The 19,402-nt window shown below is 42.1% G+C and carries 13 protein-coding genes; 4 read left to right on the top strand and 9 right to left on the bottom strand.

What is annotated here, in order from left to right:
* Positions 1-121: 121 nt before the first annotated feature.
* Positions 122-1,555, top strand: coding sequence for a cryptochrome/photolyase family protein (locus BEGALDRAFT_RS11510; RefSeq protein ID WP_002690152.1), 1,434 nt, complete (start codon positions 122-124; stop codon positions 1,553-1,555).
* Between the two features lie 10 nt (positions 1,556-1,565).
* Here the strand turns inward: BEGALDRAFT_RS11510 and BEGALDRAFT_RS11515 are convergent, their stop codons facing one another.
* The 5 genes from BEGALDRAFT_RS11515 to BEGALDRAFT_RS18310 all read right to left on the bottom strand — a co-directional run bounded on the left by BEGALDRAFT_RS11515 (position 1,566) and on the right by BEGALDRAFT_RS18310 (position 8,147).
* Positions 1,566-2,390 carry a phytoene/squalene synthase family protein gene (locus BEGALDRAFT_RS11515; protein WP_002690153.1) on the bottom strand — a complete coding sequence of 275 codons (825 nt, stop codon included), beginning with the start codon at positions 2,388-2,390 and terminating at the stop codon, positions 1,566-1,568.
* On the bottom strand, positions 2,387-3,091 hold the full coding sequence (gph, locus tag BEGALDRAFT_RS11520; protein WP_002690154.1) for a phosphoglycolate phosphatase: 705 nt from the start codon (positions 3,089-3,091) through the stop codon (positions 2,387-2,389). The genes BEGALDRAFT_RS11515 and gph overlap by 4 nt, the downstream gene beginning before the upstream one ends.
* Positions 3,072-3,770, bottom strand: a complete 699-nt coding sequence (gene ubiG, locus BEGALDRAFT_RS11525; protein WP_002690156.1) for a bifunctional 2-polyprenyl-6-hydroxyphenol methylase/3-demethylubiquinol 3-O-methyltransferase UbiG — start codon at positions 3,768-3,770, stop codon at positions 3,072-3,074. Before ubiG ends, gph begins: the two co-directional genes overlap by 20 nt.
* Before the next feature lie 125 nt (positions 3,771-3,895).
* A complete protein-coding gene (locus BEGALDRAFT_RS11530) occupies positions 3,896-5,410 on the bottom strand; it encodes a hypothetical protein (RefSeq protein WP_157237582.1) in 1,515 nt (504 codons plus the stop codon).
* A gap of 649 nt (positions 5,411-6,059) precedes the next feature.
* Positions 6,060-8,147, bottom strand: a complete 2,088-nt coding sequence (locus BEGALDRAFT_RS18310; RefSeq protein WP_002690160.1) for a glycosyltransferase — start codon at positions 8,145-8,147, stop codon at positions 6,060-6,062.
* A gap of 132 nt (positions 8,148-8,279) precedes the next feature.
* On the opposite strand from BEGALDRAFT_RS18310, the gene BEGALDRAFT_RS11540 reads away from it, so the two are divergent.
* A complete protein-coding gene (locus BEGALDRAFT_RS11540; RefSeq protein ID WP_002690162.1) occupies positions 8,280-8,867 on the top strand; it encodes a thermonuclease family protein in 588 nt (195 codons plus the stop codon).
* Between the two features lie 394 nt (positions 8,868-9,261).
* On the opposite strand, the gene BEGALDRAFT_RS11545 is transcribed toward BEGALDRAFT_RS11540, so the two are convergent.
* Entirely contained in the window at positions 9,262-11,988 is a 2,727-nt protein-coding gene (locus BEGALDRAFT_RS11545) for a sensor histidine kinase (protein ID WP_002690163.1), read from the bottom strand.
* On the bottom strand, positions 11,988-12,188 hold the full coding sequence (locus tag BEGALDRAFT_RS11550) for a hypothetical protein (protein WP_002690165.1): 201 nt from the start codon (positions 12,186-12,188) through the stop codon (positions 11,988-11,990). Before BEGALDRAFT_RS11550 ends, BEGALDRAFT_RS11545 begins: the two co-directional genes overlap by 1 nt.
* A 168-nt stretch (positions 12,189-12,356) precedes the next feature.
* On the opposite strand from BEGALDRAFT_RS11550, the gene BEGALDRAFT_RS11555 reads away from it, so the two are divergent.
* Both BEGALDRAFT_RS11555 and BEGALDRAFT_RS11560 read left to right on the top strand, forming a co-directional pair.
* Positions 12,357-13,526 carry an ABC transporter substrate-binding protein gene (locus tag BEGALDRAFT_RS11555; RefSeq protein WP_002690167.1) on the top strand — a complete coding sequence of 390 codons (1,170 nt, stop codon included), beginning with the start codon at positions 12,357-12,359 and terminating at the stop codon, positions 13,524-13,526.
* Positions 13,527-13,641: 115 nt separating this feature from the next.
* A complete protein-coding gene (locus BEGALDRAFT_RS11560; RefSeq protein WP_002690169.1) occupies positions 13,642-14,643 on the top strand; it encodes a hypothetical protein in 1,002 nt (333 codons plus the stop codon).
* A 114-nt stretch (positions 14,644-14,757) separates the two neighbouring features.
* Here BEGALDRAFT_RS11560 and BEGALDRAFT_RS11565 read toward each other — a convergent pair whose 3' ends face one another.
* Positions 14,758-17,718 (bottom strand): NACHT domain-containing protein, encoded by a 2,961-nt coding sequence (locus BEGALDRAFT_RS11565; RefSeq protein WP_002690171.1) that lies wholly within the window; start codon positions 17,716-17,718, stop codon positions 14,758-14,760.
* A 158-nt stretch (positions 17,719-17,876) separates the two neighbouring features.
* Positions 17,877-19,172, bottom strand: a complete 1,296-nt coding sequence (locus tag BEGALDRAFT_RS11570; RefSeq protein ID WP_040294949.1) for a CHRD domain-containing protein — start codon at positions 19,170-19,172, stop codon at positions 17,877-17,879.
* Positions 19,173-19,402 lie beyond the last annotated feature (230 nt).

Raw genomic sequence — 19,402 nt, forward strand, 5'->3', positions numbered from 1 at the left:
TGATAAATATCGGCTTATTCTTATAGATAAGAATTACTTTATTGATATTTTTAAAATCAATAATTCATTATTTAATAAGTAATTTTTAACTGCTTAATCACAAAAAAGGAGATTATTAATTATGTCTATTGCATTGGTATGGTTTCGCCGTGATTTGCGCTTGCAAGATAATCCCGCCTTGATGCAAGCAGTTGCGGATGGACATCAAATAATACCGATTTATATTCATGCACCTACTGAAGAAGGACAGTGGCAAGTAGGTAGTGCAAGCCGTTGGTGGTTACATCACAGTTTAACGGCATTCGCGCAACAATGGCAGGAGAAACAAGGGCAATTATTTTGTTTTCAAGGTGAAAGTCTCTCAACCTTGCAACAAGTGATTGTGCAAACACAGGCGGTTGCGGTGTATTGGAATCGTCTTTATGAACCTGCAATGATTCAACGAGATAGTCAAATAAAACAATGCTTAAAGGCTCAAGGTTTAATGGTTAAGAGTTTTAATGCTTCGTTATTACATGAGCCTGCCCAAGTCTTGAATAAACAAGAAAGCCCTTATCGTGTTTTTACACCATTTTGGAAAACTAGCCAGCAATTAGCAATTTCTTTGCCTTTATCACAATTAGAAACAATTTGTGTTCCTAATAACTTTAAATTAGAAACAATTTCTATTAATAAATTACAATTATTGCCAAAAATTACATGGGATAGTGGGTTTTATCAAACATGGCAAGTCGGAGAGGTGCACGCACAACATTTATTAAATCAATGGTGTGAGCAAGCCATGATGGAGTACGCAACGCAACGCGATTTCCCTGCAAATCCTGTGAGTGTTTCGCATCTCTCGCCTTATTTGCATTTTGGTGAGTTATCGCCGCGTCAAGTGTTTCATGCCATTTTAAAGGCACAAGCCTTGAATCCAGCGATAACAACAGGCGGTAATGCGTATTTACGCCAGTTATATTGGCGTGAATTTGCCCATTATTTGTTATATCACTTTCCACATACGCCAGAAAAAGCCCTTTATAGTCAGTTTGATAACTTCCCTTATCAGGAAAATACGGAGCTATTAATGGCTTGGCAACGAGGGGAAACGGGCTACCCGATTATTGATGCAGGAATGCGGGAGCTGTGGACAACAGGTTGGATGCATAATCGCGTGCGCATGTTGGTTGCCTCGTTTTTGACTAAAAACTTGTTATTGCCTTGGCAAACTGGGGCGCGTTGGTTTTGGGATACGTTAGTGGATGCGGATTTAGCGAATAATACGCTAGGTTGGCAATGGGTTGCAGGGTGTGGCGCGGATGCTGCGCCTTATTATCGAATTTTTAACCCAACTTTGCAGAGTGTGAAATTTGACCCAGACGGGCAGTATATTCGACGGTGGTTGCCTGTTTTAAAATATTTGGATAATCAACAGATTCATGCACCCACAGACAACGGGCAACGGATTCAGGGTTATCCATGTCCTATCGTGGATTATAAAACGACGAAAGCACAGGCATTATCGCTGTACGAAACGATTAAAAAGCATCAATCAATGGATATAAAAGAATAAAGTTATGGAGTTAACGAACCCGCCATGCTAACCAGAGTTTACGCAATGGGGTTAAATGAATTTGATGTTTAAACAGTTGATAGCCATCGGCTTCAATTTCTTGCAAGGTGCTTAATGCCAGTTTTGCCCGCACACGTCCAAAGCGTTGCGTAGCACAATCATCTTTAGCGAGATATTTTAAGGCATTGTGAAAATAGGCGCGGATGCGGGTTGTTTGAAAGGCAAATAAGGCTTGTACTTTTTCTGAGCAATTTTCATCAAACAAGGTTTGTTCCGTTACGAAAAATTGGGCAAGTTCTTCTTGTGGAATATAAATGCGCCCTTGATGTAAATGTTGGCGAAAATGGCGCAATAAATAGGTGAGTTGCAGGGCAATGCCCAGTTGTTCCGCATATTTAAGTGTGCTTTCTTGCTGATAACCTAAGGTTGCCGTACAGAGCAGTTGTAAAATGCCTGAAGTCCGTTTGCAGTTGGTTTCTAATTGGGAAAAGCTGGTATAACGCGCCCGTTGTGTATTATCAATAATCCCTTCTAGTAATTCTTCAAAATAATGCAGGGGTAAACGATAGTCTTGTATGGCTTGGCTTAGTGCTTGGGCAGCGGGATGACGCGCTGTATTTTGTGCTAAGGCAATTAACTCGTTGCGCCACCAGTCTAATTTTATATTTGCTACTTTAGGGTCGTGACATTCTTCGACAATTTCTGCTAATTCATGAAATAGCGTGTGTAACGCAATCAATACCTCTCGTTGCGGCGAGGGCACAACCCGCAAACTATAATAAAGGCTTGAGCCTGCACGTAATACTTTCTCGTTACAATACGCTTGTGGATTCATAAAGGCTGCTCAACCGTTTGATAAGTCATCCAAGCTAATAAATCTAAAGGTTCATCCAGTATTGCTGTTGCCCCCCAAGTATGCGGATTTTCATCTGCTTGGATATAACCATACGCGGCAACGAGTGTGCGCATCTTTGCCTGTTGTCCTGCTTGTATATCGGTTTCTGCATCGCCCACATAAATACAGGTTTGGGGCGGCATATCCATCTGTTGACAGGCATGTAGCAAGGGGGCGGGATGGGGTTTTTTTACTGCCAAGGTGTCACCACTGACAACAGCTTGCGCACGGTGATAGAGTTTTAGACGTTCTAATAACGGCACGGTGAGAAAATGCGGTTTATTGGTCACAATTCCCCATAAAATTCCCCAGCGTTCCAAAGTATCTAGTACCTCAGCAACCCCCGCAAATAAACGGCTATGTGTGTCTAAATTATTGGCATAAATCTGTAAAAACCGTTGTCGCAATGGCTCAAAAGTAGGGTCTTCTGGGGATAATTGAAACCCATAATGAATCAGTGCACGTGCTCCGCGAGAAACTAAAGGACGCACAGATTCATAAGGCAAAGGATTCTGCCCTTGTTCTTGCAGAACGGTATTTAATGCAAAGACTAAATCGGGCGCGGTATCAACCAGTGTGCCATCAAGGTCAAATAACACGCTGGGCATTAATCCTGAGGGGTTATGCAGGGCGTTGGGCATAAGCAAGATAATTCACCGAAATGTCGTTATTTAACCAATAATGTTTAGTCAATGGGTTATAACTCATGCCTGTAAAGCCTTGTATATTCAAATCAGCTTCTCGTATCCATGTTGCTAATTCTGAAGGACGAATGAATTTTGCATAATCATGTGTCCCTTTTGGCAATAATTGTAAAATATATTCCGCGCCTAAAATTGCAAATAGGTAGGCTTTAGGATTGCGATTAATGGTTGAAAAGAATACATAACCGTTGGGTTTAACTAAAGTATGACAGGCTTGGATAATCGACGCAGGGTCGGGAACATGTTCTAACATTTCCATACACGTCACGACATCGTATTGTGCAGGTTGTTCTAGGGCTAAGGCTTCAGCCGTCATTGCACGATAATTAACTTGTACTTGCGACTCATATAAATGCAATCTTGCCACACTTAATGCAGCCTCGCTCATATCAATGGCAGTCACTTCCGCGCCTTTTTTTGCCATGCTTTCGCTTAAAATTCCCCCACCACATCCAATATCTAACACTTGCTTACCAGCAAGTCCATCGCTATGTGTTTCAATAAATTGGAGTCGTAATGGGTTGATATCATGCAAAGGCTTAAACTCGCTGTTAGCATCCCACCAACGGGCGGCTAATGTGCTGAATTTAGCAAGTTCTTGTTGATCTACGTTCATGCAAGTACCTCACAAGTTAGTCTCTAAATTACTCACCAGTTTGGCATATATAAATGTAAAAAGCACTTATCCTTGCGGATAAGTGCTTCACTAATCTACTAACTAAGGCTTAACTAACTATTACATTATTGGTTAGCTGTGCCATAGGCTGGGAAACGGCTATTTTCCCACTCAGGTTTGTGTGCATTAGGCACTAACCAAGAGTTCACAATACCAGTGCTGTTGATTTGGTATTTGTGGGCGAAGGATAAAATAGGCGCGCCAGGATAAGGACAACCAACACGTGGGCTGATTAACATATCAAACCAGCCTGATTCATAGTTGTATGAACCTGTACGAATATTACCGTTTGCATCTCTGACGGTAGCATTCCAGTCAGGAATGAAGTAGTTAACTTCAAAGGGTAATTGTTTGGACTTAGGTGCAGAGCCACCAGAGAAGATACTGCCAGAAATAGCAACAGAATGTTCTTGGTTGTCATATTGGGTCAATGTATAGGTGATAGGACCCGCTGCTTCAAACGGAGGATACCAAGGAGCAGATGAGCTCACAGTGACACCTGTACCGCAAACGTCTCTTAAGTGACGATATTTGGTAGGGAAGGTAATTACTAATTGAGTTCTGTTTACACCAGCAACAGGAGAGGTGAAACCGTCGTCTTCATAAGTACCTTGGATGCGAGTGGTTGACATTGCATACTCTAACTCCATGATATTATCATAGGTTGCAGTACGAACACCGTAAGCAGCACCACCAAAGTTAAAGCCAACAGCAGATTCAGCAGCGCCTGCTCCCCCTTGAACATCATATAAAGGGTTAGAGATAACGCGACCATCAAAAGGAACGTTAGCTAAAGTAGAAGCATAAACAATTTCGCCAGCAGGAGGCACGTTGTCTTCAACTTCACCAGCTAAAGCGGGGAAACGATAACCCATACGGTCACCATTAGGTGCACGTAATGTTAATTGACCGGTTAACTGTACCCAAGTAGGGTCAGCAGAACGGATTCTACCAGCAGGAGTAGGGCTTAAGTTACCATTTGCATCACGGGTTAATGCTACTGTTTCAGCACCATTTCTGGCATCTAAGTCTGTACGAGCAACATCAAAAACGGCAGCTAAAGCAAATTTGGACATGCCTTTAGCAATGGTTACATTACCACTAGGGGTATTGATAACACCATTAACAGCATATGCGCCAATGACTTCAATGTGACCAATTTCGTTATTGTCACCAGCCCCTAAGTTTTGATCAAACAATTGCGCTTGAATAGGATTGATAGACGCAAAACTTGTTCCTTCTGAACCAGTCAAAGGATCATTACCTCTGACGGAATCATCGTCAGAATAGAATGTTGCTTGACCGTTGACATTGATGATGTCAAAACGGCAAACGTCACTGGGTGTCAGATAACAAATAAAGTCGAGCACCTCAGCAGAGGTGTATTGAGAACGCAGAACAACCTTGGCTTTGACAGCTACGTCGTCACGGGTATTGACGATAGCAACGTGGGTTGTGTAGCTATTAGCCAAGCCCAAATAGATAGGTCCTAATAAAACTTGCCCAATACCATCTTCTGCCAAGTGAACGGCACTTGCGCTACCACTGAAAGCGGCACCTGTAACAAGGGCGGCAGTCATTACGGAAGGCAGAAGTTTTTTTCTTAAGGAAAAACTCTTCATTAATTTACACTCCTTAAACAACACACTGTTTAACATTGGATACAACAAATGGATTTCACTATTACTTACTGCATAAGAATACAGAATTCGCTTCTTATGTACAAGACTGAAGGGGCATCCACAATCCAACCGTCTAATACACTTTATAGTTACCAATAGCAACTATACAAAGGTTGCTATATAACTGCAACACTTTTTTCTTAAATACAACAAATTTCAATCAATGTTGTATCTCTACAACAAATAGCTTCAAGCTTTTCATGTAGCACTAAAATATAGATGTGCAAAAAAGAGATAATTTGTATTTTAATTACACATAAGCATAATTAAATGCAAAACAGTCTAATTTGTTCAAACATTTTAACATGTCACATCTTATCTTTGTGTAAATCTTCTGTTGTTTGTGTTGCAAAAACTAATTATAAAGTGATTCTTGAGTAAGCCTATTAGCATGAAATATGCCTTTTCTTATTTATTTTCTGTATAACATATTAAGTCAAATATTCAGTTATAACGACTCATACTGTTATACATCCCGCACGAATACGGTAGTTAAGACACGCTATTAAACCCACATTATTTATATTTGTACAATAGATGAATAATTTTAACTCGACTTATTAAAAAGTACCTCAAGGATTTGATACGCCGATTTTTCAGGATAGAACCGTGCAATATCTTGCATCGCCTGTTTCATTAACGAAACACGTAGGGCATTATCAATGATTAACTGTTGCAAGGTGTTGTAACAATTTGTCATATCCATAGTATCAATCACTAATGCATTACGTTGATGGACAGCAAAGCTATTGCTCCCGCCAATTTGTGGCACTATCACTGCCACACCCGATGCCATCGCCTCCATCGCGGTTAAGCCCATCGCTTGGAAATTGGAAAAGTCGACAAAAATATCAATTTGTGCAAAAAGCGTCGCTAATTGTTCAGGGGTTTGTAAGCCCAGATTTTGATGGTCGAAATTTCTCGGCAAGGCTTGAAAATGTGGGTCGTCATTGGCAACGCCAAATAAAAGAATCTCTACCTGTTGGGAATATGCTTGTTGAATCTTTTGTAACACTTGCATCGTGCGCAACGCGCCACGCCGACCGCTAGAGGGACGTATCATCGCACTAATTCGCAAGCGTTGCGGATTTTCAGGACGGCTGACACGGGGGATAAATAAATCTGCGTGATAGCTTGCGCCTACAACATGGCTGGTTTTACCAACTTGATAGTGTAGCTCGTCTTGATTCCAAGGCGTTTTTGTAAATAGTTTAGCGTTTGGTATCTCTAAATAAGAGAGCCATGCACGACGAAATTCGGGATAACGACGGAAGTAGTAAGACGCAAGTCGACGGCGCACCCATGGAGAACGCCAGAACCAACGATAATACGTCGGTTTTTCCGCCCAAAAATAGGGTTCAAAATCTTGAACATAGTATCCAATTATCGGCGGATTCGGCAGATTTGCAACAGGAGCAATCCATTGAATCGAGTAGCTAGCCGTCGCAATGACTGCATCGTATCCCTCACAATAACGCGGAATCTCAAAGTCTGTTGGCGTATAAATGACGGGAACATCTAGTTGCGGGTAACTTTTTTCAAAGGTCTTTTGATGGTGTAGAAAATTTAAAATAACCGCATCTACCCCCATGCGTCGCATGGCACGGACTTCACTGATAACGACGTTACTGCCACCTCCAGCTTCTTGCACGGGGAGCATAAAAATAACCCGCTTACCCCGCCAACGATATTGCCCTTCTGCGACTAAATTCCAACGCGCTATTAACTGTTTCGCCCGAATGCGAATCCCTTCGATAACTTTGTCCTGTCGACAAATAGTCACCCCTGCATCAATCACTGCTTGCCCGTGTTTTTCAGCCAGTGCTTGCCCTGCACGGTCAGCCAATTGTTTACGGCGTTCATGCGAATAGCTTTTCGATTGAGCATGATAGATATAAACATCGTCGGCAATGGCTAATTCCCAGCCTGCTTGTCTGGCACGGATACAATAATCATTCTCTTCCCCATAACCTTGTCCAAAAGTTGCCTCATCAAAATAGCCAATTTGTTCAAGTACAGCGCGTTTAATCAAGAGACAAAAGCCATTTAAAAAGGCAATGCGGGGATATAAACGTGGGGACAAAGATGCAACCCGATGGGCAAATTGTTGCACATTCATATCGACAGGTAATGGATTTTCTGCCCAATCGCCTTTACATTCAATGGCAGGAATAGATTGCCATGACGCGGTATTGCTTAAAGGACCAGCTAAACCAATTTCAGGCGCAGAATTCGCACATGCTATTAAGCGTTCTAACCAATAATGAGAAACAATGGTGTCACTGTTTAATAGTAAACAGTAAGGATTTTGACTGGCTTGCAAGCCTTGATTTGCTGCACAGGTATAACCGCGTGCCTGCTCATTGCGTAACAGCGTCACGGATTCCGTTTGTGCGTATTGTGCGAGAAAATCCCGTGTTTCTGTAGCACTGCCATCATCAACCAGAATTAAACGATAAGGGGTTGTGCTATAAGCTTTAATTGAAGCTAAACAGCGTTGTACATCTGCTAAGGCATTATGCACACAAACAATAACATCAATTGCTTGTGTCGGAGACGGAACATTTAATGTATCTAACTGCCATGAAGGAGAATGAATGGGCAAGGAAGCGAGCATAACGGATTGGCTATCCATAAAACGCAAAAGATATTTTATAGTGGTATATCCATCAAATTGATGAATCGTTTTTTAAAGTGCGACATTATAAGCCTGACAAGCAATATTACACAAATCTATTATTTATCAATAACTTTATAGGAGAATACAATGGCTGGTAAAAAGACTGCACCACCGCTGATAATTGTCATTATTACGCTGATTTTATCCATTTTTATGGGTGAAAAATGGATAAATTCAGACAATAAACAACCCACACAGCCCACTGATAACAACACCACGACAACGACAAAAAATGGTAATATTGCTGATTTAAATCAATGCAATATTGTCAATATTAGCGATGGTGACACCATGCGTTTACGTTGTGCAGGGGCTGATGAAGATATTCGTGTACGTTTATATTGCATAGACGCGCCAGAATCTAAACAAACGCCATGGGGAACAACTTCTAAAGAATATCTACGTTCCATTGCAGGAGATAACGTGCGCGTTGTTAAAATAGATACAGACCGTTATCAACGCATTGTCGGTGAGGTTTACAGTGGTAATGCTAATTTAAATCTCGCCATGGTCAAAGCAGGAAAAGCGGCTGTTTATCGGCAATATTGTAAAAAACGTGAGCCTTATGAAGCCGCCGAAGAACAAGCCCAACATGCAAAAGAAGGAATTTGGAAATCCAGCGGATTACATCAAACCCCTTGGGAATGGCGTAAACAACAACGCGAAGCAGATTAATAACCTGAGTACGGCGAATTTTTAAAAAAGACAATAGCTTGTCTGAATCAGGATTTTCAGAATTAACAGAATTTAACCCCCTTAAACCAAGAAATTAATGCGAATCACGCTTTTTAATTCTGCTAATTCTGAAAATTCTGTGAATTCTGATTCAGACAAAAAAAGACCTGCTAGGTTTTAAAAATTTATAGCAAACGTATTATAAAACGACATGAAGGACTGGCAGTCCTAGATTTAAATCACCTTATGGTACGGTTACTATAGCAGGTCTCTATTTTATTTTATAAAACTTGCAGAACTCAGATTATTTAAGGGTTTAATCCTGAAAATCCTGATTCTGACAAAGTTTTAAATGCTTAAATCCTGTCAATCACGATTCAGACAATCCAATGACCTATTTCAACGGCAAACTAATCACAAAACGCACGCCACCACTAGCAACATTTTCCGCCCAAATTCGCCCATCATGTTCCTCAACAATCCGTTGACAAATAGTCAAGCCTAATCCTGTTCCTTTCGGTTTCCCCGCCTGTTGGTCATCGACTTGATGGAATTTATCAAAAATCTTCTGTAAATGTGCCTCAGGAATTCCCATGCCATTATCTTGCACAATCAAATGAATTTCCTGATTTTCTACCAATAACTGCATCACCACTTGACCGCTATCAGGCTCAGTAAACTTGCTCGCATTCGACAGTAAATTAATGAGCACCTGAATAAATCGGTCGCGGTCAACCTCTGCCATTAATGCCTGTTCAGGCAATATAGAATTTAACTGAATCCGCCGTTCATGAAATAACTGACTTACCGATGCACACGCCGTTGTTACCAACTCCCGCAAATCATGCACAGATTTATGCCACTCCATCCGCCCCGATTCAATTTTTGCCAAATCCAAGACATCATTGATTAAACGGGTTAAACGCTCCGCCTCTTTCACAATAATGTCTAAAAATTGCTGACGTTGCGCCAACTCTAAAGCGGGATTACTCAACAAAATTTCCGAAAATGCGCGAATTGACGTTAAAGGCGTGCGTAATTCATGACTAACCGTTGCAACAAACTCATCTTTTAAATGGTCTAACTCCTGCAACCGCGCATTAGCCATGCGTAACTCATGCGTTGCACTTTCTAACGCCTGCGATTTCTGCTCCAACTGCCGACTATACGCCCGTACTTGCGAAGTCTCTTCTAAAATTTGTAACACATCCTGCACGCTTAACGGCTCACCCTTTACCACCGAAGCCACCATAATATGCGCTGATGCGGAACCAATTGCCCCCGTTAATAAACGCTCGACAAACATGATGAAATGCGGGCTAGTTGTCATCTGCTCATTTAAAACAACTCCCTGCTGCTGACTATAAGACTGAAATGCCCGTTGCGTTTTCTGCTCACCCAAAAAGCGACAAGTCAACGCCTGCAACTCACTAAAACTGCCCTGTCCTGTACGATAATACGACTGCGCTTCCTGTCCCGCTTGAAACACATTCACAAATAAACTTGCCTGTAACCGCTCAATGGTCCGTTGTCGAGAAAACAAAGAAACAAACACCAAGCAACCTATATTAAAAAATAAACTCCAAAAAACCGCATGGGTTAAACTATCTAACCCCGTTAAACCAAACAACGCATAAGGTTTTAACAACCCAATTCCCCACAAACCCTGCTCGACAAAATTCATCCCCAACCAACCCGATTTTGCAAACGCAGGCAATAACAAGGTATAAGCCCAAACCACAAACCCCGCGCCTAAACCGACTAACGCCCCAAAACGATTTGCACCCTGCCAATAAATTCCCAATAAAATAGAAGGCGCAAACTGTGCTGCTGCCACAAAAGAAATTAAACCAATCGTGACCAACGCATAAGACTCACCCAATACACGAAAATACCCATACCCTAACAACAAAATACACGCAATCACCCCCCGCCGTATCAACAACAACAACCGCCCTAAATGCGGATGATGACTAATATCTAATACTTTAATTCGTAAAAGAATCGGCATTAATAAATCATTACTCACCATCGTTGCTAATGCGATAGTTTCCACGATTACCATACTTGCCGCCGCAGACAATCCCCCAATAAACACCAATAATGTTAAACTTTCCGCCTGCGCAAACATCGGCAAAGTTAAAACATACGTATCAGGGTCAATGGCTTGACCTGCAAAAATCAACTGCCCCGCCAAAGCAATCGGAAAAACAAAAATATTAATCACTAACAAATACAACGGAAAAAGCCAACTTGCTGTTTTTAAATGCTGTTCGTTCACATTCTCCACCACGCCTACCTGAAACTGACGTGGCAAAAACAACACCGAAAACACCGACAATAAAACCAATGTAAACCAATTAACATACTCCCCGTTTACCCCTTCCAACGCCATCAACCGCTGCAACTCAGGCACTGCAAACGCCTGTGTAAACAAATCCGCAGGACTCGCAAACAACCCCCACACCACAAAAACACCCACCGCCAGAAACGCCACCAACTTCACCAACGACTCAAACGCAATTGCCGCTACCATCCCCTCATGACGTTCTGTAGCATCTAAATGCCGAGTGCCAAACAAAATCGTAAAAACAATTAAAATTAAAGAAATATAAAACGCCGTATCCGACCAAATTGGACGCAATCCCGCCTCACTTGGCATCTGTAATGCAGGATATTGACTCACCAACTCCAAACTCATCGCAATCGCTTTTAACTGCAAAGCGATATACGGCAAAATCCCAACGACCGCGATAATGGTGACAAAACCACCCAAAAGCGCACTTTTACCATAACGAGAGCCGATAAAATCGGCAATAGACGTAATCCGATGCTGATGCGCAATCCGAATAATCTTTCGCAACACCACCCACGACAACGCCATCATCAACGTTGCCCCCAGATAAATCGGCAAAAACCCCATGCCGCTACTGGTAGCCCGCCCCACGCTGCCATAAAAACTCCACGCTGTGCAATAAATAGCGATGGATAACGTATAAACATACGGATTACTGATTAACGACCGCCCACTATCCGCCCGCTTATCCGCATAATACGCAATTGCAAACAACACCCCTAAATACGCAAATGATACCAACACAATTACCCAATGCTGCAACATCACGCATCCCCCGCAGGCATTTTATACATCACCCAAGCAATCACAACGATAAAACCCAACCAAAGCAAAAACAAATACAAATACAACAACGGAATACCCCATACTAATACCGCATGGCTAAATACAGACAACAACGGATAAACAAACAACATGCACCCTAACCCAACAAAACTCACCAAATAAGACAAACTCGTCTGCACAATAACACCTCCTCACCATACCCATTTATTTTTATAAACAACCAACCCCATTAAAAATAACAACAACTCAGAACAACACTAACCCGCGTGACAACCCGTAAATGCTAAAATGAAACCAAGCCACTAAAATACACAACCATCTGTTTTCCCAGTTCCAGAGTTACCACAATGAAACGCATCACCTATCTTTGCTGCTTATGGCTCACGCTATTTAGTCTCACCTGTCTCTACAGCAACAGCTACAGTGCAAGCCCAAACAACTACCACACCTCCCCCACCCTCAACCACGGCAAAAAATGGCGGATTGGCTACCTAGAAAGTGGTCCCCTCAACACCTACCCACTCAACGTCATCGCCATCGTTAAAGGACTCGAAGAACTCGAATGGCTCACCCTGCCCGAAATCCCCAAATTTGCCGACCCCAAAGACACCAAAGCCCTCTGGCTCTGGCTCGCTGACAACGTCAAAAGCGACTACATCGAATTTATTCCCACCGCCTACTGGTCATCCAACTGGGACGAAAAACAACGCCCAACAACCAAACGCCTTACTATCAACTACCTCAATGAAAAAAAAGACATAGACCTCATGCTTGCCTTAGGCACATGGGCAGGACAAGACCTCGCCAACGACGAACACCACATACCCACCATCGTTGCCTCCACCTCCGACGCGCTCGCCTCCAAAATCATTAAAAGTGCCACCGATTCAGGCTTTGACCACCTCCACGCAAAAATCGATGTCACCCGCTTTGAACGCCAAATACGCCTATTTCACGACGTGACCAACTTCAAAAAACTCGGCGTTGTCTATGAAGACACCGAAGAAGGCAGAAGCTTTGCCGCCATTCCCACAACTCAAAAAGTTGCAGAAGAACAACAATTTAAAATTATTCCCTGCTACGCCACATTCTCAGGCGTAACCACCAGCGAAGCAGAAAACAACGTACTCCGTTGCTACAAAGACATCGCCCCCAACGTAGAAGCCATCTACGTCACCATACACCGTGGAATTACCAACAAAACCCTACCTATCATCGCCCAAACGCTAATAGAACACAAAATTTTATCCTTTGCCCAACAAGGCTCTAGCCAAGTACAAGCAGGCATACTCATGAGCATGGCATCCACTGGATTCCAAGACGTTGGACGCTTCTACGCCGCCACCATCGCCAAAATATTCAACGGCGCAAAACCCCGCGAACTCAACCAAATCTTTGAAGACCCCATCCGCATCGCCATCAACATGGCAACTGCCAACCGCATAGACTACGAACCCCCCATTGTTATCTTCGGCATTGCTGACGAAATCTACCAAGATATTGCCTACCCAAAATAACCCAAAAAACACAACACCGATAACCGAACAAACCCTTTAACAAACGGTAAGATAATCTTAAACTACCCCCGACCTCACAATACAAACCGCTACAACACACTAACAGAGCATTAAAATGACAAAAAGACACATCATTATCTACCTAACAACTGCCCTCATAAGCCTTGCCAGCACCAGCTACGCAGCAGACACCCCAGAGCCTGCCCCTGCTAGCCCTGAAGAAACAACCCCCAAAGCCAGCCTACACAGCACAACTGGCAACACAAACATTCCCGTTACCGAACCCAGTGCCCAAGAAGCACCAGAAACCCAACTCGCCCCCGACAACAAAGAAAGCAAACGAGTCAAACGGATTAAAAACGAAAACAAAAAACCCGCTACCGAAACTGCCGAAGCCACCACAGAACCTAAAACAACAGAAACAACCGCCCCCACAACGGCTGAAAAATCTGCCCCAGAAGCAGAAAAAACCACCGTCAAAGAATCCGCCCCCACGCCAGAAATTAGCAACAAACTCACTGCCAAACCAGAAGACACAACCCCCGTTGCGGAAAAATCAACACAACCCAACACAGACAAAACCCCCAGCGAACCCCCAAAACCAGACACCGCTGATGCAAAACCAACCGAAGCCCCAGCCGATAAACCTATAGAAAAAGCTGAAAAACCCGTTGCTGACACAAAAGAAGACAAGACGGACAATGACGCAGACAAAATGAAAGCAACCGCCGATACAAACACAGAAAAAGCGATTGCTGAAGATGATGGCGATGAAGACCCAAAAACCGACAAAGTTGCGACCAAACCCGCCAGCACCAAAAAAACCGTTGCTACAAAACCAGCTAAAGCAAACACCAAAGCCAACGCGAAAACCAGCACCAGCGCGAAAAAACCCACAACAACACGCAACAACACAGTAACAACCAAAGCCAAAAGCACCGCCAAACCTGCAAAAACAACCACAAAAACCAACACCACCAAAAAACCCACAACCAAAACCATCGCGAAAAAACCCGCAAAAACCACCAACCCCGTAAAAGCCACCGCCAAAGCGACTACCAAACCTCAAGCAAGAATAAATAAAAATAAAACCAAAACCGTCGCTAAAACTAAATAAACCCACCTAACACCCATAAAAAAAGGACTGATAGTTATTTCTATCAGTCCTTTTCCCCACCGCAGGACTGGCAGTCCTTTGAGGACTGCCAGTCCTAAAATCCAAACCTGTGCATTAAAACAAGGTTTCCCCCGCTTTAAGTCGCAACTCAGGCATAAACTCGTCTAATTCGCTTAATTCAAGACGACATAAACCCACGGCATACCAAAAGTTACCCTGTATATTCCCCCCATAGTTATACCGCCCTGTTTTTGGAGAATAACTTACCCACCCATCAAGCAAGCCAATAAACACCGCTAAACATTCCCCTGTTTCCGCATCCCACAAGCGAATCGTGCCATCGGCTGAACCGCTGATAATTTGCTTATCATCATTACGCCACGCGACACTCGTTACAACATTTTCATGTCCCTTAAGGATGCGCAGACATTGCCCACTGCCCACGTCCCACACCCGCACGCTGTTGTCCAAAGAGCCACTGAGCACCTGCGCTCCGTCTCCTCGCCACGCCACACTCGTTACCCAATTCTCATGCCCCGCAAGGATGCGCAGACACTGCCCACTATCTGCCGCCCAGATTTGAATCACATTGTTGACAGCAACGGCAATGAGGGAATCATCAGGACTAAAGCAAACAGATTGATACATACCACCCATTGCGAACATGGGTTCGGGGTTTAGCTCATAGGGATTAAGCGACGGTAGCGCAATACCAAAGGAAGAATTTAAGAGAGGTAATTCTGGCGGGTTAATAAATAGCAGTTTTGCCCATCGCCATGAGCGGGCGGAGAAATTGACCTGATGCACCGTCGCACCTAATAGGCTGACCTCGTCGCATATTGCATCGGTAAAATTGGCGTTGCTTAAATCGGTTTTGGTGAAATCGGCGTTTTTTAACGTAGCATCGCTAAAATTAGCATGTTGAAGAATGGCATTTTTAAACAAGGCATCGGTTAAATCCGCATCACTAAAATTGGCGTTGCTTAAATCGGTTTTAGTGAAATCGGCATTTTTTAGCGTGGCATTGCTGAAATTAACATGATACAAAATTGCATTTTTAAATAAAGCATCAGTTAAATCCGCGCCACTAAAATCAGCATAACGTAAATCTTGCCCTGAAAAATCTTGTCCGCGTAAATTTTGCCCGCGACGGTCAAGGCTATTACGTTGATTATTCTTTAATTGCTTTAGAATGCTATCGGCATTGTTTTGTATTATTGATGCAACTCCGCGCTGTTTAATGATTCTGCTAGCCCATTTTGTAGCCTGCTCACGCCCAGCTAAATCTACAAAAAACTGGCTCATCAATGCCGACATCTGTCGTTTTTCTAACAAAGGAATTGCTTTAACAGTGGGATTCCCTAAAGTTAAAATTTTTTGCCATAGAGAAACTGTTTCTTGTGTTTGCTCGCTTAATTGTCTCACTGCCATTTTAGCCACCAGCCACTCCATGACTGACTGATGAATAAAACCGAATTGCCCTTCATTATCCCGAATTAACAACGTGCCTGAACACAATTGTTGTTTAGCAATCCCAAACTCTAACAACAAACCCAGTTCCTTATGGATTTGTTGCGTAACACCATCAAGCTCATGGATATCTACGGTTTTAGCAGTACGTTCCCACAAATGCAGGGCTAATTTTTCTACCGCTTGCCAACGTTGCTCAAGCTTTAAATCATCGTGATAACCTGTTTTAACCCGTTTTTGTTCTCCTTCTAGCCAACGGGTTAATATCATTTCATACACTTTTGCGGCGGTAATTTCGCCATCTTGTTGTTGAGCTTGACGCAAATCAGCTTCAGGCAATTCCACAATAAAACTTAACATTCGAGGATTTTTGGATAAGCCCATTAAATCTTTTATATCATTTAATAATCTGTAAAAACTGCGGGCTTTTTGTACATCTTCAAATTTTCTATGTAAAAATTTATCAATTTGCGCATTATCAAACTTCTGCAAATATAAAATTTCCTGTCCTCTCACCCGTTCAACGGCTTCTAACAATTTCAATTTTATTTGCTTTTCATTGATAAAATGCTCTTTGCGCGAGCTAACAATTACTTTTGCATAATCTCCCCGCGCAGCGTCTAATAAGGTCTCAAAATGTTCTAACACACGGTCATAAGAAACCCGCAAAGCTAACTCATCAAAGCCATCAAACAACAGCACAATTTTGCCTTGTGCCAACATATAGCGGAATTTTTTTGCATCATAGCCCGCTTCTTTTGCCAACTGTTGCGCGACTAATTTATCTAAATCGTTGGTTTTCTCTAATTGACGCATTTCCAGCAATAAAGGCAATAACGTGGTATGTGTATTTTCTGTATTTAAAGCTTCCCCCATCCGTCGCGCTAATTCACGCAATAAAAACGTTTTTCCTGCGCCAAACTCGCCCAATATCACAATAAAGCGTGGATTAGGTTCAGCTATCCATTGTTGCAAAGTAGATAAAGCATCTAATTTATTTTGTTGTCCGCTTTTTTCCTGTGTAAAACATTGTTCTATATATAAAGCAGGGGGATAAATACGACTATTTGCTAATTCTAAAGTTTGCTGTTGTACATATGGCACAAGGTTGAGGAGTAAATTTTGATATTCCGCAAAATGCCACAAACGAATACGTTGTTTTTTAGCGTCTTCTACTAAATGACTCTCTGCAAAGTCACCCCGATAAATTAAATAAGAATCGATATAAGGATTTTCGGCACGATAGTCTGCTAATACCTGCGTTTCAAAAGCTTTTACGACTGCAGCCGTTATTGATTGTTCACAAACCCCAATAGGATAGCGATATAACAAGCCTTCTTTTTCAGTTACAACATCAAGATAAGAAAAATCTTTATTAATCTGCTTAATTTTTACCTGCTCGCCTTCCCGCATTTTACAAGCCTGTGCAACACGGGTGAGAAAGTCATTTGAGTACGAATCATCATTAACAAGCTTTAATTGTTGTTTTAGCTCTTCAATTTCATGTTTTAACTTAAATTTTTCATTAGCATCAATTGCTAAAGTCAATGCTTTTTCTAACTCGTTAATTTTTTCCAGTATTAATGCCTTGTTTTCTTTGTTCATTATTTTGACTCCTTATATAAATTTTTGTTTATTCTGCGCATCAATCCCAAAAAAAGAAAGGGATACAGGCAATATTTCTTTTAAAAAGACAACAAAAAACCTGCTAGGTTTTCAAAACCTAGCAGGTTTATGTGTTATCTATAAAATCTCATTGAATACTATTTCACTTCCTCAATGGTTTTTAACTCAAATAACCAACTCATTGAATCAGTGCGGATTAAATCTGCTTTATACGTTGCGGTTTTCCCGTCTGAATCTAATACATCAATTGCTGGAACAGTCAACTGTGCATTTTCATAACTCGCACGGTCAACCCGTGGCAGGGGTGCTTTCAATACCCCGCGAATTTCTCCATAAAACGCATTTTCAACTGAATGAACATTGAAATATAACGCATTTTTACGGGCTAAGGCTTCTAATCCTGCAATGGTATAAACCTGTCCAACTTGTCCATAATCATTCGGACATCCTTCAGGCAAGGGCAAGGTAAAAGACGCGGCTAAATCGGGCGGTGGTGGGGCTTGTTTCACAAAAACAATATCGTCATTGGTCAATGTCACCGATAATTTACCGTCGACAAATTTACTGGCTACATCGCCAAAATGAATGATGTAAGGGCCTAAAACATTCGGCGTTCCACAATGCAAATGAATGGCAGTAATTTGGCTGGTGTCAAAATCACGAATCGTCAATTCAACTTGTGCCGAACTCATATCTTGTTTAAAACGAAGTGTACCCGTACCGCTGGCAACAGAGCCACTCGCTTCGCCTAATTCTTGTTCTGGGCTTAAATTCGCGGTGTATTCATTATAACTATCTGTGCCATAAGTAACATTTTCTGCCGTTGGTGTGGCTTTATATTGGGTTAAGGGGTAAAGTTGCCCGCGAATTTCGCCATAAAAAGCATGTTCCGCTGTGTGCAAATTGAAATATAACAACCCTTTTTCCGCTAACCATGCTAAACCTGCGACGGTATAAACTTGCCCTAGTTGTCCATAATCATTGGGGCATCCTTCAGGCAAAGGGAGCGTAAAACTTTGACCAATAGGGGGAGTAGGCGGGGGCATGGTGACAAAAACAATATTGCTATTGGTAATTGTCGCGGAAAAATGTCCATCGACAAAAGTGTCTGTAAACGCGCCAAAATCCGCCAAATTGGTCACGATGGGGCCTAACACATTCGGTGAACCACAATGAATGTGAAATGCTGTAACTTGATTCATATCAACATTTTTTAAGAAAATTTCTAATTTCGCGTTACTTAAATCATCGGCAAAACTTAAACGTCCGTATCCTTGCGCTTGCGAATTGTTCGCCTCGCCTAATTCTTGCGCTGGACTTAAAAATGCTTCGTATTCAGTAACGGTATTTACTCCAAAAACGGTGGCTTGTGCATAAAACGAGTGTAGCCCAGCCGTTAGCCCAGTCAGTAGTAAAAATATTAATCGAGTCATTCTGTTCATTAAAGAAAGCTCCTACAAACTTACTTTTATTAATAAGGGATTATCAAGCGGGTTTGTTTATCAAGCGTCTTGCCCGCCAAGTTCTATACTAGCCCAAAGATTAAAAAAAAGTCATGATTAATCGTGAGAAATTAATTAACCTCAGTATTACGAAAAAGAGGTTAAATAAAAAAGGGTTGAAAAATATCTTGAAAATTTGAGTTGTTAACTCATTTAGGATG

Origin of the sequence: Beggiatoa alba B18LD, assembly GCF_000245015.1 — a bacterium.
GTDB lineage: Bacteria > Pseudomonadota > Gammaproteobacteria > Beggiatoales > Beggiatoaceae > Beggiatoa > Beggiatoa alba.

Excerpts from the sequence above, each read along its gene's own strand:
- BEGALDRAFT_RS11510 (WP_002690152.1), top strand. The coding sequence starts at position 122 with ATGTCTATTGCATTGGTATGGTTTCGCCGTGATTTGCGCTTGCAAGAT.
- BEGALDRAFT_RS11515 (WP_002690153.1), bottom strand. The coding sequence starts at position 2,390 with ATGAATCCACAAGCGTATTGTAACGAGAAAGTATTACGTGCAGGCTCA.
- gph (WP_002690154.1), bottom strand. The coding sequence starts at position 3,091 with ATGCCCAACGCCCTGCATAACCCCTCAGGATTAATGCCCAGCGTGTTA.
- ubiG (WP_002690156.1), bottom strand. The coding sequence starts at position 3,770 with ATGAACGTAGATCAACAAGAACTTGCTAAATTCAGCACATTAGCCGCC.
- BEGALDRAFT_RS11530 (WP_157237582.1), bottom strand. The coding sequence starts at position 5,410 with ATGACTGCCGCCCTTGTTACAGGTGCCGCTTTCAGTGGTAGCGCAAGT.
- BEGALDRAFT_RS18310 (WP_002690160.1), bottom strand. The coding sequence starts at position 8,147 with ATGGATAGCCAATCCGTTATGCTCGCTTCCTTGCCCATTCATTCTCCT.
- BEGALDRAFT_RS11540 (WP_002690162.1), top strand. The coding sequence starts at position 8,280 with ATGGCTGGTAAAAAGACTGCACCACCGCTGATAATTGTCATTATTACG.
- BEGALDRAFT_RS11545 (WP_002690163.1), bottom strand. The coding sequence starts at position 11,988 with ATGTTGCAGCATTGGGTAATTGTGTTGGTATCATTTGCGTATTTAGGG.
- BEGALDRAFT_RS11555 (WP_002690167.1), top strand. The coding sequence starts at position 12,357 with ATGAAACGCATCACCTATCTTTGCTGCTTATGGCTCACGCTATTTAGT.
- BEGALDRAFT_RS11560 (WP_002690169.1), top strand. The coding sequence starts at position 13,642 with ATGACAAAAAGACACATCATTATCTACCTAACAACTGCCCTCATAAGC.
- BEGALDRAFT_RS11565 (WP_002690171.1), bottom strand. The coding sequence starts at position 17,718 with ATGAACAAAGAAAACAAGGCATTAATACTGGAAAAAATTAACGAGTTA.
- BEGALDRAFT_RS11570 (WP_040294949.1), bottom strand. The coding sequence starts at position 19,172 with ATGACTCGATTAATATTTTTACTACTGACTGGGCTAACGGCTGGGCTA.